This is a genomic window from Novosphingobium sp. HII-3, from assembly GCF_002916655.1.
GTDB classification, from domain to species: Bacteria; Pseudomonadota; Alphaproteobacteria; order Sphingomonadales; family Sphingomonadaceae; genus Novosphingobium; species Novosphingobium panipatense.
In genome coordinates, this window is record NZ_PPSM01000041.1 from 1 (window position 1) to 16,100 (window position 16,100).

Genomic DNA, 16,100 nt, shown 5'->3' on the forward strand with positions numbered 1-16,100 from the left:
TTCCCCAAGCGCCTCGGCATCCCCGAAGAATACGCCTCCCTCGCCGCAGAAATGATCCGCAACCCATACTTCAACGGCGAAGACGTCAGACTCGACGGCGCCATCCGTATGGCGCCAAAGTAAAAATGGCCGGGGTTCTCGAAGGACTGCGTATCTTCGGAATGACCGGGATCGGTCCCTCCCCATTTCTGCGGCATGATGCTGATTGACCACGGCGCGGACGTGATCGCCGTTCAACGTCCGGGCAGCGCGCCCGACCCGCGCAACCGGCTGTCGCGCTCGCGCAAGCTGGTCGAGGCGGACCTCAAGGACCCCATTGGCATCGCGCACGTCATCGAGCTTGTGCAAAGTGCCGACGTGATCATCGAAGCATTTCGGCCGCGCATGATGAAGCGGCTGGGACTTGGCTCTGACATTCTGCTCGCGGCTAATCCGCAGTTCGTTATTGGTCGGATGACGGGCTTGGGGGCAGACCGGTCCCTATTCCTCCGCCGCCGGGCAGGACATCAATTCCATTGCCCTGCCCGGCACGCGGCATACTTGTGGCTCAGCCGGCGACAAGTCGACGCCGCCCGTCAACCTCGTCCGCGATTTTGGCGCCGGTGGCATGATGATGGCCTTCGGCATGGTCGCCGCGCTGCTTGCCGCGAAACGCGGTGGCGAAGGCCAAGTCATCGATGGTGCGGTGACCGACGGCGCGGCCCTGCTAACCGGCATGATCTGCGGCTTTCGCGCGACGGACGGTTGAGTGAACGAACGCGGAGTCAACCCGCTCGACACCGACGCGCATTTCTAAGGCACTTACGAGACGGCGGACGGCAAATTTGTCTCGTTCGGATCGATCGAACCGCAGTTCTATGCCGAATTTCGCCGCCTGGCCGGGATTGCCGACAACGGGGCGTTCGACGACCAGATGAAGCCGGAAGCCTGGCCCGACCTTTCCGACCGCAAGATGCTGCTCTTTCGATAAGGCACGCGCAACGAGTGGTGCGCGACCATGGAACATACCGCCGTGTGCTTCGCGCCCGTTCTGGCGATGGGCGAGGCACCGCTCCATCCGCACAGCCAGGCGCGAGGTACTGTCGTCGATGTGGAAGGCGTGACGCCACCCGCCCAGGCGCCGTGCTTCAGCGCTACTCCTGCACGCCGGCCTCAAAAGCCGGCCATGTAGACAACCTCAAGTCCGCCCACTGGGCACCAAACGGAGAGGAATTTATGACCATCAATGCCATTGCCGCCGTCGCCCATTCGCCTTCGCAGCCGTGGCAGATCGAGCCTGTCGCCATCGACGATCCACGCGATGATGAGGTTATCGTGCGCATCGCCGGCACCGGCTTGTGCCATACCGACCTCGTCTTCGCATCGAGCATGAAGATCATGAAAGCGCCGGCCATCTTCGGCCACGAAGGTGCGGGGATTGTCGAAAAGGTCGGTTCGGCCGTCACCATGGTGGCGCCCGGCGATCATGTCGTCCTGACGTTCAACAGCTGTGGTCAGTGTTCGCGCTGCACCTCCGGCCATCCGGCCTATTGCCAATTCCACCCGCAACACAATTACATCGGCTGTCGCCCGGATGGCAGCCGCGCAGTCCACGTCGGTGATCGTGAGACGAGCGCACATTTTTTCGGCCAGTCGTCTTTCGCAACTTACGCGCTCGCGTCGGAACGCAATGTGGTCAAAGTCGACAAGGATGTCCCGATCGAGTTGCTTGGGCCGCTGGGATGCGGCGTGCAGACCGGCGCCGGTTCGGTGATGCGGGCAATGGCCTGCGGAGAAGGTTCCTCGCTAGTCATCTTCGGCGGCGGTTCCGTCGGCCTCAGCGCCGTGATGGGCGCCGTAATCCAGAAATGCGCGACAATCATCGTTGTCGAACCGGTTGCCGCGAGGCGCGAAATGGCTAGCGCGCTCGGCGCGACCCACACCATCGATCCCGGTGCGGGCGATGTTACCGCTGCGGTCAAGCAAATCATGCCGACAGGCGTGGACTACGCTTTCGATACATCGGGCCGGGTCGAGGTGGTAACGGCCGGGATCGGCTGCCTTGCCTCCAGCGGCACCATCGGTCTGGTCGGCGTCGCTCCGCTCGACAACGACAACTTGCCGGTTTCGATTAACCAGCTGATCGGAACCGGTCTGCGCGTGATGGGGATCATCGAAGGCGATGTCGTGCCCGACGAATTCATCCCCACCATGGTAGGGCTCTACAAGGAGGGCCGGTTTCCCTTCGATCGCCTGATCACGACATATCCGCTTGTTGAGATAAATCGAGCCGTAACTGACCAGCACGAGGGCAAATGCATCAAGCCGGTGCTGATCCCCTGATTAGATGGCTCTGCCGAGGATTACCCACCGCGCACGAATGCTGTACAAGGTGGATGGATTACCAAAATCAATCGAATAATTAAGCTTGTCTGATGGTTAGGGCGGAGATACGTCCAAACCAAGTCATCGCAAGCGTTTAAAGCCGTCGATATGCTGCCGAAAGCCGCGTTGCCTGTCGCTTGAACGGAGGGAAGAACTGACCATGGCGAATGAGCGCTGTTCAGACATTCCGGTTATCGTCGCCATCGGCGAGATCACCGACCGGCCTGACGATCCGGCCGCCGCCCGTGAACCGGTCGATCTGATGGCAGATGCGATCCGAGCCGCCGATGCCGACGGTGCGGGCGCGATCTTGCAGGCGCTCGATTCGATCGAGCTGGTGGGCTTGGTGAGCTGGCGCTATCGCGATCCGGTGGGATTGCTGTGCGAAAGGCTGAGCATTTCGCCGGCGCGTGCGATTAACGCCAGCATGGGCGGTGAGACACCGATCCGCCTGATCCATGAGGCCGCCTTGCGCATTTCGCGGGGTGAGACGCAGGTTGCCGCGATCGTCGGCGGTGAAGCGGCTAATGCGCTGGGCAAGGCGCGCAAGGCCAAGGCCAAGCTCGACTGGACACCGCTGGCCTCGCGCGACGAGACGGTGAAGGTGGACTTCGCCTCACTGCCGCTTAGTCGGTCGGCGAAAAAGGCGGGAATGACCGATCCGGTCCACATCTATCCGCTCTACGAGAATGCGCTGCAGGCGGCCGAGGGTAAGGATCCCGAGACCGGCAACGCCGAATCGGCGGCGCTGTGGGCGCGCTATGCTGCGGTGGCGGCCGACAACGAGAAGGCGTGGATCCGGACCGCGCCTGGTGCCGAGGAGATTGGCACGCCTTCTTCGAGCAACCGGATGATCAGCTATCCCTATTCGAAACTGATGGTCGCCAACCCCAGCGTCAACCAGGCCGGTGCGGTTATCGTGGCGGGCAAGCAGTGGGCGCTCGACAACGGGATTCCCGAAGACAGGCTGGTGTACATCTGGGGTGGCGCCGCCGCACACGAGCCGGGCGACTTCCTGTTGCGCGACCGATACGATCATTCAACTGCACAGCGCGCCGTGCTGGAACGCGCCGTCGAAGTTGCGGGTGGCGATGCCGGCAAATTCGATCTGGCCGAGCTGTACAGCTGTTTCCCGGTCGTGCCCAAGCTGGCGATACCCACGCTGGGGCTGCGCGACGATGTCGAACCGACGGTGGCGGGCGGGCTCACCTTCTTCGGCGGCCCGCTCAACAACTACATGACGCATGGCGTCTGCGCGATGGTGCGCAAGCTGCGTAGCGGTGCGGGCAAGACCGGCCTCCTCTATGGCCAGGGCGGCGTGGTATCCAAGCATCACGCCATCGTACTATCGACCGAGCTGGGCCCGGCCCCGCTCGATCCCCAGTTCTCGGTGCAGGACCGGGCGGATACCGATCGCGGCCCGGTGCCCGAACTGGTGGAGGACTATACCGGACCCGCCGCGATCGAGACGTATACCATCGACTACAATCCCAAGGGCGGTATCCGCCACGGGGTCGTCGTCGGTCGCACGCCCGAGGGCAAACGCGTGATCGCTCGCGTCCGTAAGGACGACGAGAGCAGCATGAAACTGTTGGCCGATCGCGCCAGCAATCCGATCGGCACCGATGGCCATATTCGCATCGACGGGTTCGGCAACATGGTATGGGAAGAAGGCCCGCTGCGCGATCGCAGCAAGCGCCCGCTAAGGCACTGCCTGGTGGAACGCGACGGGCCGATCACCATCGTCACCATCAACAACCCCGAGGGTATGAACGCGTTAAACCCTTTTGCCAACGAGGAATTGGCCGAGGTATTCGACGAATTCCAAGCCGACCCCGATCAATGGGTCGCAATCTTGACCGGCGCTGGCGAGAAGGCTTTCTGCGCGGGCAACGACCTAAAGTTCACCGCCAACGCGATGGCCATGGGCGAAATGGTCCCGACGCCCACCAAGGGTTTTGCCGGGCTGACCGATCGCTACGACATGGCCAAGCCAGTCATCGCTGCGGTCAATGGCGTGGCCATGGGCGGCGGGTTCGAGATCGCGCTGGCGTGCGATCTAATCATCGCATCGGACCGGGCGGTCTTTGCGCTTCCCGAGCCCAAGGTCGGCCTTGCCGCATTGGCCGGGGGGCTGCTGCGCTTGCCGCGCCAGATCGGACTGAAACAGGCCATGGGCATCATCCTGACCGCACGGCGCGTTCCGGCAGAGGAAGGCCGTACGCTCGGCTTCGTCAACGAAGTCGTCCCTCACGACGAGCTGCTGGCCGCTGCCCGGCGTTGGGCCGGCGAGATCGTCGAGTGTAGTCCGATGTCGATCCGCGCCTCAAAACAGGCGGTGATGAAAGGGCTGGACGAACCGGACGTCAAGACGGCGCAAAAAAGCCAGTTCGGCTATCCGGCGCTGCAGGCGCTGTTCCGTTCCGCCGACATAAGAGAAGGCCCTCTTGCCTTTGCGCAGAAACGCGCGCCCAAATGGAAAGGCCGTTGAATGCTCGCCACTCGTTTTACCGAAATGTTCGGCATCGACCATCCGATCGCGCAGGGCGGTATGATGTGGGTCGGCACCGCCGATCTGGTTGCGCCGGTCGCCAATGCGGGCGCGCTGGGCTTCTTGACCGCTCTAACCCAGCCCACGCCCGAGGCGCTGACGAAGGAAATCACGCGCTGCCGCGACATGACCGACAAGCCGTTCGGCGTGAACCTGACGATCCTGCCCTCGATCAATCCTCCGCCTTATGCCGAATATCGCGTCGCCATTATCGAGGCGGGCATCAAGATCGTCGAAACCGCGGGCTACAAGCCGCAGGAACATGTTGATCATTTCAAGCAGCACGACATCAAGGTCATCCACAAGTGCACCGCGGTGCGCCATGCGCTTTCCGCCGAACGGATGGGCGTCGACGCAATCTCCATTGACGGGTTTGAGTGCGCCGGCCATCCCGGTGAGGACGACATTCCCGGCCTCATCCTGATCCCCGCAGCCGCCGACGTCGTGAAAATCCCCATGTTGGCATCGGGCGGGTTCGCCGACGGGCGCGGCCTGGCCGCCGCGCTGGTCCTGGGCGCGGACGGGATCAACATGGGCACCCGTTTCTGCGCAACGCAGGAAGCCCCGATGCACGAGAACATGAAGCAGGCGATGGTCGATGCGGACGAGCGAGCCACCGACATTATCTTCCGCACCTACAAGAACAGCGCCCGCGTCGCGCGCAACGCGATCAGCCAGGAAGTGATCCGGCTGGAACGCGAGGGCCGCCCATTCGAGGATGTCGCGCCCCTGGTCAAAGGTGCGCGCGGGCTGGAGGGCCTGCAAAACGGCGACACCGATCATGGCATCTGGACCGCAGGGCCGGTGATGGGGCTGATCAGGGACATTCCCACCGTCGGCAACCTGATCGATACGATCATTGCCGAGGCCGAAGCCATCATCCGCGAGCGGCTGGCCCGGATGCTGGACGGCGCAAACCTGCGCCCTGCAGCCAGAGTCGCCTGAGGAAAAAGTCATGGACCTGAACCGCATCCCCGGCGAAATCGCCTTCGAAGAGGAAGTTCGCGCCTTCTTCGCCGAAAAACTGACGGACGAGATCCGCAAGGGCGGCAGCCTGATGACCAGCGTCTATTCCAATCACGATCTGGGAATGAAATGGCAGGCCGTGCTCAATGAAAGAGGCTGGGCCGCGCCCAGCTGGGCGGTGGAGCACGGCGGTCAAGACTGGTCGACGATGCAGCACTACATCTTCTCCAAAGAGCGGGTGAAGGCCGGTGCGCCGCCGGTGTCGCCGATGGGCATTCACATGGTGGCCCACGTGATCGCGCACTTCGGGACACAGGCGCAGAAGGACTACTTCCTGCCGCGCATCCTTTCGGGCGAGCATTTCTGGTGCCAAGGGTATTCCGAGCCCGGATCGGGATCGGACCTCGCCTCGCTGCAGATGTCTGCCGTATCCGAAGGCGACGACTTCGTGTGCAACGGATCGAAAATCTGGACCACCCACGCCGGTGAGGCGAACTGGATCTTCTGCCTCGTTCGCACCAATCGCGAGGGCAAGCCTCAGCAGGGGATCACGTTCCTGCTGATCCCGATGGATACGCCGGGTATCGAAGTGCATCCGATGGCGATGATCTCGGGCGAAGAGATCCAGAACCAGGTCTTTTTCGACAATGTCCGCGTGCCCAAGGCCAATGTGCTGGGCGAGGTCGACAAGGGCTGGGCGGTTGCGAAATACCTCCTCGAGTTCGAGCGTGGCGGTCAGGCCTATTCGCCCGAACTACAGGTACGCCTCGGCGAACTGGCAGCAGCCGCCGCCAGGCTGCAAGGCGACCATGGCGGCTCGCTGCTCGATGATCCACTGTTCGCGGCGCGTCTGGCCGAGGCGCATATCCGCGTCGATGTGCTCGAGATTTTCGAGATGCGCGTCCTGTCCGCCGTCACGGACGGCGGCAGCGTGGGCGTCTTGTCATCGGTGATGAAAATCATGGGCACGGAGTTGAGCCAGCATATCACTGAGCTTGCATTGGAAGCCGCCGGCCCGACCGGCACCGCTTATCAACCGCACGCAACCCGCCCCGGCGGCCCGGTCATCAATTTCGAACCGCCTGCCGACGGCTATGTCGCCGGCGAAGTGTGGCAGGCCCTCGCGCCGCTGCGCTACATGAACGAACGGGCGGGTTCGATCTACGGCGGATCGAACGAAATCCAACGCAACATCCTTGCGAAGACCGCGCTGGGGCTGTGAACGGTGAACCGACCGCCCGGCACGCAAGCCCGGGAGGCCGGTCCGACTCCTCAATGGCTATGCCCTCGTTCCGCTTGCGGGCGAACCGAGCGATACAAAGCCGGACACGGCCCCGCGTGCTCCCGCGCCAGGCGAGCGATCATCGCGCCAATCGTTTCGCCCTTTGGCGGTGTCTCGCTATCGATCATCTGCCGCTGCCTCTCTCCATCCCCTCCCAGATCTCGTGCGCCCCCCATTAAGGCGCTCAGGGCTGGATCCGGCCGTTGCGATAATAGACATCCCTCGGCGGTAATGGGTCCCAGTTCCTGTCGCCGGCGGCCCGAGATGGCTGAACAGATAGGCACCTACCCTGCGCATGTGGATTTCTTCCGATCCCTCGGTGATGCGATGGCGGCGATGATGGCGATAGATATGGACGAACCGCTTTTGTCGCGAATAACCGATGCCGCCTTGAACCTGCATCGCGCGATCCGCCGCCTCGCAACGCAGACAATTCGCTCGATGGTTGCACATCCTTTCTTTGCTGGAGAATCTCTTTTCCACTACTGGATGCGGGATCTGATGCATTTCCCACGTGGTCCTGCGGGCTAGCTTGCGCAGCATTTTTCACTGCGTTGCCGTTTCGACGAGCGGGAACTGGATCACCTGCTTGCGGACCAGTTTCTGACCGAAAGGCCTGCGCGCGGGGGCGTACTTCACTTTTTCCTCGACACGATAAGAGGCTATACCAAGGGAGTTGGCGGCCTGCCGGATGTGGCCTTCGAGCCCAATGGGTTGCGGCAGCGGCAGTCCGCTGTCCTGCGGACCGCAAAGCGCGTCTTCGGGTACCGTCGGCTCTTCCCATTTCTTCCGGCGAAGGCCCTGATTGTCCCAGTCCGTCCGCGCGTGTTCGCGGCGATGATCGAAAAGGGCGTGACGTCGGCTTCTTCCAGCGGGCGGATCTCGGCCTCACGGACTGCGTGGAGGCGTTCGCGCTAGGTCACAAGCTCGGGCGGCAGGTCGAATTGCATTAAAGCCACTCTCTATTTAGCTGCTGCGCGCATCGCCTTGGCGCGCAGGTGTCCTGCATATTTCGGTTGATCGACCTCGATCTTGGCGTCGGTCAGGGCCCATAGGCATCGTTCAACCGCCGGACCCTGTGGATCGATCTGGCGCTCCGCGATCCGCCGCGAAAATTCTGCGGCAAGATCTGCCGTCGAACCCTCGCGCGCCAGCAGCGCGACAAGCATCGCGTTCAACTCCATCCGATGGGCGGGAGTAACCGCAAGCTCTCGGCGGACCAGTTCGATGGCGTTAATGGCGACCCGCATCTGGAACCCGCTATACCCGGACAGCTGCGGCTGCACGTCGTCACGCAGAAAGGTGATCACGGAGCCTAGGATTTCGTGCGGTGTCGGTTCGTCCTGCACGGCTCAGTCCCCCAGGTATAGCAAGCGCATCAGGTCGACCTCGTTTTCGGATGCCCGGCGCGCGATCATCGCCCGTTCCAGCGAGGTGTCGGTTCCGTCCCGATATTGCGCGACCATCGCTGCACAGTTGACGCCCCACCGCAGGGCGCTGGAAACGTCCCACCAGCGCAGCCGCGCGCGATCGATCGCCCCGCCCGCCGCCTCGTAAGACGCAAACAGATCTTCGCGCGTACCGAGCCCGCCAACCGGCTTGTCGACCGCGCCGAAACGCCACGGCGTTGCGCAAAGCCAGGCGATGTCTTCCATCGGATCGCCAAGGTGAACCAGCTCCCAATCGAGCACCGCCGCGACCCCGTGCCCGTCGATGATCAGGTTCCCGAGCCTGAAATCACCGTGCACGAGAGCAGGCTCGCGGTCGTCGAGCATGTGATCCTCGAGCCAGCGGATCGCGACTTCGAAGACCGGGCGCGGCATATCCAGCCGACGGACTTCGTTTCGCAAGATATTCAGCGTGGCTGCGGCGCCGGTCAGGCGCAGTTGCGGAAGCTCGCCTTTCGGCACTGCGTGGATCCGCGCCAGCAACGATCCGAAGGCGGCGGGCAGCGTCGGGCGGACACGGGCGAAGGCGTCATCGCGAAGGATCTTGCGCGCAATGGTTTCGCCGTCGACGTGATCGGTGACGAAGCCACGCCCGATACCGTCGCCATGCTCGAGCACGTAGCGTACGGTCGGCACCGGGATCCCGTTCCTGCCTACAATGCGGATGACGGCGGCTTCTACCTCGAGGCCAGCCGCCGTGGCATGCTGGTAGCAGCCGCCTGGTGCGCGACGAAGGACGAGGCGGTGCACCGGGCCGTCACCGGCCTCGACAAGTTCGAAGAACCAGGTTTCCTGACTGGCCCCGCCGGAAAGCATGCGCAAACCGCGAAGTCTTCCCCCGGACGGCAACATGCGATCCGCGGTCCGACTGAGGCCTTCTTCATCCAAAACGATTGCCTCGCTTGCCATGCTCTCGCCCGCCAATCTCGCCTTTCCCGTTGTATTGCCGTTTCCCCGGCCCCTCGCCACGCCGCCGAACCGGCGGGCGCATTTGCCGCCCACAACTTTCGACATTGCTTATTGACCCCTTGGCAGCGCCGATACAACCTGTTTATGCAATCGATTAACTGAGCCGATAGAAAGTCACATCGCGTTCGCGATTGCGGCGGGAGACAACGGAAATGACCTATATCAACAAGCAGTGGGTCCTCAAGCAACGGCCGACGACGACCGTCGATTCCGGCGACCTGTCGCTGCAATCCACGCCGGTTCCGCCCTTGCAGGACGGTGAAGTGCTAGTTCGCAACGTGTACCTTTCCCTCGACCCGACCAACCGCGTGTGGATGAGCGATCGCGAGCAGTATCTGCCGCCAGTCGAGCTGGGCAGCGTGATGCGTGGTAGTACGCTGGGCGTGGTGGAGGAAAGCCGCTCAGAGCGATTTGCGCCAGGCGACGTCGTATTTCCCGGCGACAGCGGCTGGCAGCTTTACTCCGTTTCGCACGAAAGCAGGACCGGCCGCGTCCGCCAGGCCGATGGCGTGCCGCTCAGCGCCTATATGTCCGTTCTGGGATCCACGGGATTGACCGCATACTTCGGCCTGCTCGACATCTGCGATCCCAAACCGGGCGAAACGCTTGTGGTGTCGGCAGCGGCAGGCGCGGTCGGCTCTGTCGTGGGACAGATTGCCAAGATCAAGGGCGCGCGCGTGATCGGCATCGCGGGCGGACCGGCAAAGTGCAAATGGCTGGTCGACGACTTGGGGTTCGATGCCGCAATCGACTACCGGGACGACGACGTCGGCGAAGCGCTCGACCGTCTTTGCCCTGACGGGATCGACATGAACTTCGAAAATGTCGGCGGGCCGATCATGGATGCGGTCTTCTCGCGCCTGCGTCTCAATGGTCGGATGGCGCTGTGCGGCCTCATATCGGGGTATAACGAGGAGGGCCCGATGCCAGGGCCGACGGATTTCGGACGCATCCTGATGAAACGCCTCACCATTCGCGGGTTCATCGTGATCGACTACTTCGGCCGTGCGCGTGAAGCCATGGCAGACTTGTCGCAGTGGGTTGCGCAAGGCAAGATCCGCTGGAAGGACCATATCGTGGAAGGGCTGGAGAATGCCCCCTCGGCGCTCGACCGCCTGTTTACCGGCGATCATGACGGCAAGTTGATGGTGGCCTTGTCCGATGTGCCGGGAAAGGGATGATGGCAAGGTCTCGAACGTGGGTCCGTGCGGAGCGGCAGCCATGAACGTCAGCGAAGCGGTCGCCAGCCGACGCTCGGTACGCGGATTTCTCGACAAGCCGGTCGAACTCGATCTCTTGCGACGCCTGCTTGAGAAGGCGGCGGCGGCGCCTTCAGGTGGCAATATCCAGCCCTGGCACATTCACCTTGTGATTGGCGACCGCATGGCCGAACTGAAGGCATTGATGGCGCGCAAGGTGGCCGAACAGTCGACTGGCGAAGGCAGCGAATACGATATCTATCCGCGCGAGATGGTAGAGCCCTATCGCAGCCGAACTTTCGTGGTGGGGGAAGCGCTTTACGCCCGACTTGGCATCCCGCGAGAGGACAAGCAGGCGCGGGCCCAATGGTTCGCCCGCAACTTCCAGTTCTTCGGCGCTCCGGCGGGCTTGTTCTGCTATGTCCACCGCAACAACGGACCGCCGCAATGGTCCGACCTGGGCATGTATCTTCAGACGCTGATGTTGCTGCTGCGCGAGGAGGGGCTCGATTCCTGCCCGCAGGAATGCTGGGCCATCTATCCACGTACGATCGACGAATTCCTGGGTGCGCCTTCGGATCACATGCTTTTCACCGGTATGGCGATCGGCTGGAAGGACGAGGCGGAGCCCGCCAATGCTTTCGTGCCGTCGCGCGCGCCGCTTGATGAATTCTTGGAGGTCCACCGATGATCAAGATAATATTCTGCCTCCGCCGCGCAGCGCACATGACGCAGCAGGAGTTTCAACAGTACTGGCACGAAAAACATGCCCCGCTTGTACGCGAGGTCGCACCGATACTCGGCATCCGCCGATATGTGCAGAGCCATGCTTTCCAGCATCCGGGCCTGCAACCGGCGATCGTTGCGCGCAAGGGCGAAGTGGAGCCTTACGACGGGGTAGCGGAGCTTTGGTACGACAGCGTGGAGGCGCTGCTTGCACTTGGTTCGGATGAGAACGTGCGCCGTGCAGGCAGAACCCTTCTGGAGGACGAGCGCAAATTCATCGATCTTGCCAGTTCACCGCTGTTCTACTCAATAGAGCGCGAGATCATCGCCGACTCCGACCGCCCCGACCGATCGTCCTGACCACGCCGTTTGACACAGCGATCGATCCCGAACCGTCGGGCAATTCGACGATGTCGGTCATCGGGAGGCGCTCCATTCGCAGCTTTGCACGCAAACCAGCGTCACGCACACTCGTGGAGGAGGTAATCACATCGGCCATCCGGGCGCCGTCGTCGGTCGATACGCATCCGTGGAACTTCACCATCAGCACCGGCGAACCACTGGCATGAATTTGCCGCGACAATTTCAAGCGCCACCTGCCGGGGTATCCATATCTCGAGAGTTCAGGATCAGCGGCTCCCCTGAAGGAGTTCACTGCGAAGGCTAGATCGCCATTGCAATGCAGCTCTTCGGCGCCATGGGGATCGCGCGTGACGCCAACGATACGCGAGAGGGCTGAATTCTGCGCTGTTTCGTCAGTTCGATGCACCCGTGGCGATCGTCATTACCTATGACCGCGCATTTTTCGGCAATGACTTCGCGCCTTTCAAAACCCGCTGGCCCATGCCACGCTTTTCGTCGGTTGTCACTCGGATCAGAACGGGTAGTCAGAAGTCGTCACCGAGACACGACATCGCATTGAAAGGACAGAGCGGCCTTCGCGCGATCAATGATCAACCATCGGCGATGGGCGGCAAGCTCTCGCACTGGATCGTCCACGGGATCAGGGCTGTCGAGGGTCGATACCGCGCAGCAGGGTCGTCACCAGGTGGTCGACGAACCGACGCTTCAGGTCTTGGTCCACCACCTTCGTCGCAAAGATATATTCGAGCTGATAGCTGCCGGTAAAAAGCTGGTCGCACGATCCGACAATCTGGACAAAGATGATCATCGGATCGACATCCTTGAAATCCCCCGCCGCAACACCCTGCTGGAGAATGCGGGCCTGAGCCTCGGCTACAGGGCGCGAAAACTCAGCGGTTATGCGAGCACCGAAATAGTCCATGTCGTCCATCTGCAGCTGATGCATCAGACGATTGATGAAAGGGTAGCGAAAGTAGACATCGACCATGGCGGCGACATGGATTCGCAGCTTTTCAGCCGGCGCATATTCGCGATCGGCTAAGACTTGCATCTGTTCGATCCCGGGGCGGAGTATCATGCGCAATAGTTCCAGCATCATGCCGGCCTTATTGCCAAAATAATATGCGATCAGCGCCGGGTTCAGTCCGCTCCGATCGCCGATATCGCCCAAAGCGACGTTGTGAACACCGCGTTCAACCATGAGATCGCAGGCTGCGTTCAGCAGCAGTTCGCGTGCAGTCAGGTCGCGCGAAATCTCGTTAGGTTTCATCGTTCCGCTTTCGCGCATCGGGAGTCCGTTATCAGATGACATTCCATTCCCCCTCGGCATTGCGCATCACTTCACGCCTTCAGGCGCGCACCGCCATTCCACGGCAAACTTTCGCGCAGACCCCTCGCCTCGGCGCATTTACTTCTGCCGGCCTCGCATCAGGTTGGGGCGCGATGGCGGCTCTTCTTCGTCGTGATTGATCACAACCCAGTCCAGCCGGTGCTTCACCGAATTCAGCACACGTACGGCCCCGATCTCCTGGATTCCGTCCCATTGCTTGAACTCGGCATGGATGAGCTGCCCCGCGTCTTCCTCATTCTCAGTCAGCACCAAGGTGACCACGTTGAAGTAACCTGCCGTCAATGAAACGAAGTTGACGGCCTCGAAGCCAGCGGCTCGCTCGGCGATCGCCCGCGCGGCAGCGGGCACCGTCCGCAAGCGAACCAAGGTGATGACCTTCAGCCCCGCATAGGCCGGATTGACGATGGCGGTGATTTTCGCCGCGCCTGCCGAGCTCAATCGCTGGATGCGCTTGCGCACGGTCGTGTCGGAAAGGCCGATAATGCGTGCGATTTCGCGGTTGCTCACCCTCGCATTGCTCGTGAGGATGCCGATAATCTGTTCGTCGGTCTCGTCAGTCTTGATCACGAGACATCCACGCTGCCGTAGCGGTTGTCAATCTTGATGATTTGCAGATTGATCGTAACCTCGCACTGCGCGATCCCGGGAATGGTCGAGATGCGGTTTTCGACGATTTGCTGCACATCCCTGTCGTTCAGAGCGGCTAGCTGCACCAGGATATCGGGCGCTGTGAGGCAGATCGACACTGAAATGCACTCATCGATCTCGGCGAGCGTTTCGGCCACTTCTTCCACCGGACGGCCATGGACGCCGATGGCCAGCAACGCGCTCGCATTGAAACCGTAGGACTGAAGATCACGCTGCATGATCACCCGCAGGATATTGTCTTCCTCCATTGCCCGGATCCGCGAGGCGACCGTGACTTCGGAGATGTTCAGTCGCTCTCCAATCTCCTTGTTGCTCGTCGCGGGATCGGTCTGAAGGATCTTGATTATTTCGTCGTTCACCTCCCCGCGTTTGTACCTGGTTGCCACTTTCCGTTCCCTGCATGCCCGCCGACAGCCCGGGGCCTGCCAGAAAAGCGCCGCGGCTGGCAAGAAGAACATCGGGACGCACTCGCACGCAGGGCACGCATCCCGCCTCGCGACGAAGAACGCCTGATGGCGTGCCCTGCCCCCGGCCTAGGCCGACGACGCAGGACACTCCTGCCCATCGGTCAAGGATTGCGCAGGTTCATGCCGTCACGGCTTTGATAAAGGCCATGGTCGAGCTTTCCATTCTCCACTAATTCAGGCCGATCATTACCGTTGCGCGGGTTCAGGATGGTATTGATCAGCCCCCCGCCACCGCGGTTTCCACAGCCGATCGTGCATGGCGTGGCCATCTCGAAATGTTTGTCGCCCATCTCCAGCCAGACATTGCCATAGCCTTTCGCCTCAAATTCGAGGGCCCGAGTTTGGGTGAATTGATCACCATCCGGCCACCGCGCAACGACAGACCGTCCGTGCCAGTGAAAAGCGTGGCATCATCGACGCCGCTGAACGTGGCGGACTGGAAGTTATCGGCGGAAAAGGTGTCTGAGTTGTGTCCTATGGCTGTCACGCAAGCCCCTGCGCGGTGCCCGTATAGTTCGGCCCGGTACGGGAACAGACGCCAAATCAAGTGTCCGTCGTCAGAACATTTGGCACAACTCGCGGCGTAGAGTTACGGAGTGTGGGCCTCGTCTTGGTTTGATGTTTAGGCGGCGAGCCTGCGGTGTTGCAAGCGCCGATATTCGAGTGTCTGTCGCTTGATCCTTTCTCTTCGTTTGATGATGGCAGGAGCCCTGCCGAAGTAGGTATCGGCAGGTGTCACATTGTCGAGGCTCTCGTGGTATCGGCAGTGGTTGTAATGCTCGACGAAGGCCTCGATCTGCTGGTGGAGATCGCCGGGCAGGAAGTAGTTCTCTAGCAGCACGCGGTTCTTCAGGGTCTGGTGCCAGCGCTCGATCTTGCCTTGGGTCTGTGGGTGGAAGGGTGCGCCGCGCACGTGGCTCATCTTGTTGGCCTCGATGTATTCGGCCAGTTCCCCAGCGATGTAGCTGGGGCCATTATCGCTGAGCAGGCGGGGCCTGTGCAGCACGTTGGCGTGATCGCAGCCTGAGGCTGCTAGCGCCATATCGAGCGTGTCAGTGACGTCCTCGGCTCGCATGGTGGTGCAGAGCTTCCATGCAATGATGTAGCGCGAGTAATCGTCGAGCACGGTCGACAGATACATCCAGCCCCACCCGATGATCTTGAAGTAGGTAAAGTCGGTCTGCCACATCTCATTCGGGCGCGTGGTCTTCGTGTGGAACGCCTCTGCCGCCTTGATCACCGTATAGGCCGGGCTGGTGATGAGGTCGTGGGCCTTGAGCAGGCGGTAGACCGTGGCTTCGGACACGAAGTAGCGCTTCTCGTCGGTGAAGCGCACCGCCAGCTCTCTCGGCGATAGCTCGCTGTGTTCCAGAGCCATGTCGACGATCTGATCCTGAACCTCGGGCGCGATCCTGTTCCACACCCGGCTCGGCGTCGATGGCCGGTCTGCCAGCGCTTCGGGCCCGCCTTCAAGGTAGCGATCATACCAGCGGTAGAAGGTCCGGCGAGCAACGCCGAGCTGGTCCAGCGTGCGCTTGGCGGGCAGGTGCGATTGCTCGACGATCCGGATGATCTCGAGCTTCTCGGATGCGGGGTATCTCATTCGTCGCCTCCCCCATCCGCGATCATGCTTTTTTTGTGTCAACGCCGGGATAAAATTGGGCCAGGCACCGGTTTAAAAAGGGGCCAGTTGGTTTGAATAAAAAGCCTCATGGTTGAGGCTGGACGCTCTCGGCAGCGGGGAAGCGGCTGTAGCGGAGCGGAAG

The 16,100-nt window shown here is 61.7% G+C and carries 16 protein-coding genes and 4 pseudogenes; 12 read left to right on the forward strand and 8 right to left on the reverse strand.

Features of this window, described 5'->3' with window-relative positions:
- The 8 genes and pseudogenes from C2R25_RS21030 to C2R25_RS14785 all read left to right on the forward strand — a co-directional run.
- Positions 1 to 123, forward strand: a pseudogene (locus C2R25_RS21030) (3-hydroxy-2-methylbutyryl-CoA dehydrogenase); the annotation flags it as partial.
- Positions 124 to 198: 75 nt separating this feature from the next.
- A pseudogene (locus C2R25_RS21170) lies at positions 199 to 399 on the forward strand (CoA transferase); the annotation flags it as partial.
- 121 nt (positions 400 to 520) lie between these two features.
- The gene (locus tag C2R25_RS21175) at positions 521 to 748 is read left to right on the forward strand and encodes a CoA transferase (RefSeq protein ID WP_255400464.1); all 228 of its coding nucleotides are present in this window, start codon (positions 521 to 523) and stop codon (positions 746 to 748) included.
- A 249-nt stretch (positions 749 to 997) separates the two neighbouring features.
- Positions 998 to 1,171, forward strand: coding sequence for a CoA transferase (locus C2R25_RS21040; protein ID WP_233204022.1), 174 nt, complete (start codon positions 998 to 1,000; stop codon positions 1,169 to 1,171).
- 44 nt (positions 1,172 to 1,215) lie between these two features.
- Positions 1,216 to 2,322: an NAD(P)-dependent alcohol dehydrogenase gene (locus tag C2R25_RS14770; protein ID WP_199183848.1), complete on the forward strand. Its 1,107-nt coding sequence runs from the start codon at positions 1,216 to 1,218 to the stop codon at positions 2,320 to 2,322.
- Positions 2,323 to 2,524: 202 nt separating this feature from the next.
- Positions 2,525 to 4,855: an enoyl-CoA hydratase-related protein gene (locus C2R25_RS14775; RefSeq protein WP_103729944.1), complete on the forward strand. Its 2,331-nt coding sequence runs from the start codon at positions 2,525 to 2,527 to the stop codon at positions 4,853 to 4,855.
- A complete protein-coding gene (locus C2R25_RS14780; protein ID WP_103729945.1) occupies positions 4,856 to 5,860 on the forward strand; it encodes a nitronate monooxygenase family protein in 1,005 nt (334 codons plus the stop codon).
- Positions 5,861 to 5,870: 10 nt separating this feature from the next.
- A complete protein-coding gene (locus tag C2R25_RS14785; protein WP_103729946.1) occupies positions 5,871 to 7,103 on the forward strand; it encodes an acyl-CoA dehydrogenase family protein in 1,233 nt (410 codons plus the stop codon).
- A gap of 177 nt (positions 7,104 to 7,280) precedes the next feature.
- On the opposite strand, the pseudogene C2R25_RS14790 reads toward C2R25_RS14785, so the two are convergent.
- The 3 genes and pseudogenes from C2R25_RS14790 to C2R25_RS14800 form a co-directional block, all read right to left on the reverse strand.
- Positions 7,281 to 7,802, reverse strand: a pseudogene (locus C2R25_RS14790) (acyl-CoA dehydrogenase family protein).
- 323 nt (positions 7,803 to 8,125) lie between these two features.
- Positions 8,126 to 8,512, reverse strand: a complete 387-nt coding sequence (locus C2R25_RS14795) for a DUF6285 domain-containing protein (RefSeq protein WP_103729947.1) — start codon at positions 8,510 to 8,512, stop codon at positions 8,126 to 8,128.
- 3 nt (positions 8,513 to 8,515) lie between these two features.
- Entirely contained in the window at positions 8,516 to 9,427 is a 912-nt protein-coding gene (locus C2R25_RS14800; RefSeq protein WP_158250684.1) for a phosphotransferase family protein, read from the reverse strand.
- Between the two features lie 305 nt (positions 9,428 to 9,732).
- Here C2R25_RS14800 and C2R25_RS14805 point away from each other — a divergent pair, with 305 nt between their 5' ends.
- The 4 genes from C2R25_RS14805 to C2R25_RS14820 are packed head-to-tail and all read left to right on the forward strand — an operon-like array spanning position 9,733 to position 12,074.
- Positions 9,733 to 10,761: an NADP-dependent oxidoreductase gene (locus C2R25_RS14805; protein ID WP_103729949.1), complete on the forward strand. Its 1,029-nt coding sequence runs from the start codon at positions 9,733 to 9,735 to the stop codon at positions 10,759 to 10,761.
- Positions 10,762 to 10,801: 40 nt separating this feature from the next.
- Entirely contained in the window at positions 10,802 to 11,470 is a 669-nt protein-coding gene (locus C2R25_RS14810) for a nitroreductase (protein WP_103729950.1), read from the forward strand.
- The gene (locus C2R25_RS14815; protein WP_103729951.1) at positions 11,467 to 11,865 is read left to right on the forward strand and encodes an EthD domain-containing protein; all 399 of its coding nucleotides are present in this window, start codon (positions 11,467 to 11,469) and stop codon (positions 11,863 to 11,865) included. Before C2R25_RS14810 ends, C2R25_RS14815 begins: the two co-directional genes overlap by 4 nt.
- Positions 11,866 to 11,915: 50 nt before the next feature.
- Entirely contained in the window at positions 11,916 to 12,074 is a 159-nt protein-coding gene (locus tag C2R25_RS14820; protein ID WP_103729952.1) for a nitroreductase family protein, read from the forward strand.
- Positions 12,075 to 12,508: 434 nt separating this feature from the next.
- Here C2R25_RS14820 and C2R25_RS14830 read toward each other — a convergent pair whose 3' ends face one another.
- From C2R25_RS14830 to C2R25_RS14850, 5 genes and pseudogenes are all read right to left on the reverse strand, one after another.
- Positions 12,509 to 13,180: a TetR family transcriptional regulator gene (locus tag C2R25_RS14830; protein ID WP_233204025.1), complete on the reverse strand. Its 672-nt coding sequence runs from the start codon at positions 13,178 to 13,180 to the stop codon at positions 12,509 to 12,511.
- Between the two features lie 96 nt (positions 13,181 to 13,276).
- Positions 13,277 to 13,786 (reverse strand): Lrp/AsnC family transcriptional regulator, encoded by a 510-nt coding sequence (locus C2R25_RS14835; RefSeq protein WP_103729954.1) that lies wholly within the window; start codon positions 13,784 to 13,786, stop codon positions 13,277 to 13,279.
- Positions 13,783 to 14,226 (reverse strand): Lrp/AsnC family transcriptional regulator, encoded by a 444-nt coding sequence (locus C2R25_RS14840; RefSeq protein ID WP_158250685.1) that lies wholly within the window; start codon positions 14,224 to 14,226, stop codon positions 13,783 to 13,785. The genes C2R25_RS14835 and C2R25_RS14840 overlap by 4 nt, the downstream gene beginning before the upstream one ends.
- A gap of 209 nt (positions 14,227 to 14,435) precedes the next feature.
- Complete coding sequence (locus tag C2R25_RS14845; protein ID WP_103729956.1) at positions 14,436 to 14,624, reverse strand: hypothetical protein; 189 nt, start codon at positions 14,622 to 14,624, stop codon at positions 14,436 to 14,438.
- Positions 14,625 to 14,956: 332 nt separating this feature from the next.
- Positions 14,957 to 15,979 (reverse strand): annotated as a pseudogene (locus C2R25_RS14850) (IS3 family transposase); the annotation flags it as partial.
- Between the last annotated feature and the right edge of the window lie 121 nt (positions 15,980 to 16,100).

Excerpts from the sequence above, each read along its gene's own strand:
- C2R25_RS21040 (WP_233204022.1), top strand. The coding sequence starts at position 998 with ATGGAACATACCGCCGTGTGCTTCGCGCCCGTTCTGGCGATGGGCGAG.
- C2R25_RS14770 (WP_199183848.1), top strand. The coding sequence starts at position 1,216 with ATGACCATCAATGCCATTGCCGCCGTCGCCCATTCGCCTTCGCAGCCG.
- C2R25_RS14775 (WP_103729944.1), top strand. The coding sequence starts at position 2,525 with ATGGCGAATGAGCGCTGTTCAGACATTCCGGTTATCGTCGCCATCGGC.
- C2R25_RS14780 (WP_103729945.1), top strand. The coding sequence starts at position 4,856 with ATGCTCGCCACTCGTTTTACCGAAATGTTCGGCATCGACCATCCGATC.
- C2R25_RS14785 (WP_103729946.1), top strand. The coding sequence starts at position 5,871 with ATGGACCTGAACCGCATCCCCGGCGAAATCGCCTTCGAAGAGGAAGTT.
- C2R25_RS14800 (WP_158250684.1), bottom strand. The coding sequence starts at position 9,427 with ATGCTTTCCGGCGGGGCCAGTCAGGAAACCTGGTTCTTCGAACTTGTC.
- C2R25_RS14805 (WP_103729949.1), top strand. The coding sequence starts at position 9,733 with ATGACCTATATCAACAAGCAGTGGGTCCTCAAGCAACGGCCGACGACG.
- C2R25_RS14810 (WP_103729950.1), top strand. The coding sequence starts at position 10,802 with ATGAACGTCAGCGAAGCGGTCGCCAGCCGACGCTCGGTACGCGGATTT.
- C2R25_RS14815 (WP_103729951.1), top strand. The coding sequence starts at position 11,467 with ATGATCAAGATAATATTCTGCCTCCGCCGCGCAGCGCACATGACGCAG.
- C2R25_RS14820 (WP_103729952.1), top strand. The coding sequence starts at position 11,916 with ATGTCGGTCATCGGGAGGCGCTCCATTCGCAGCTTTGCACGCAAACCA.
- C2R25_RS14830 (WP_233204025.1), bottom strand. The coding sequence starts at position 13,180 with ATGTCATCTGATAACGGACTCCCGATGCGCGAAAGCGGAACGATGAAA.
- C2R25_RS14845 (WP_103729956.1), bottom strand. The coding sequence starts at position 14,624 with ATGGGCGACAAACATTTCGAGATGGCCACGCCATGCACGATCGGCTGT.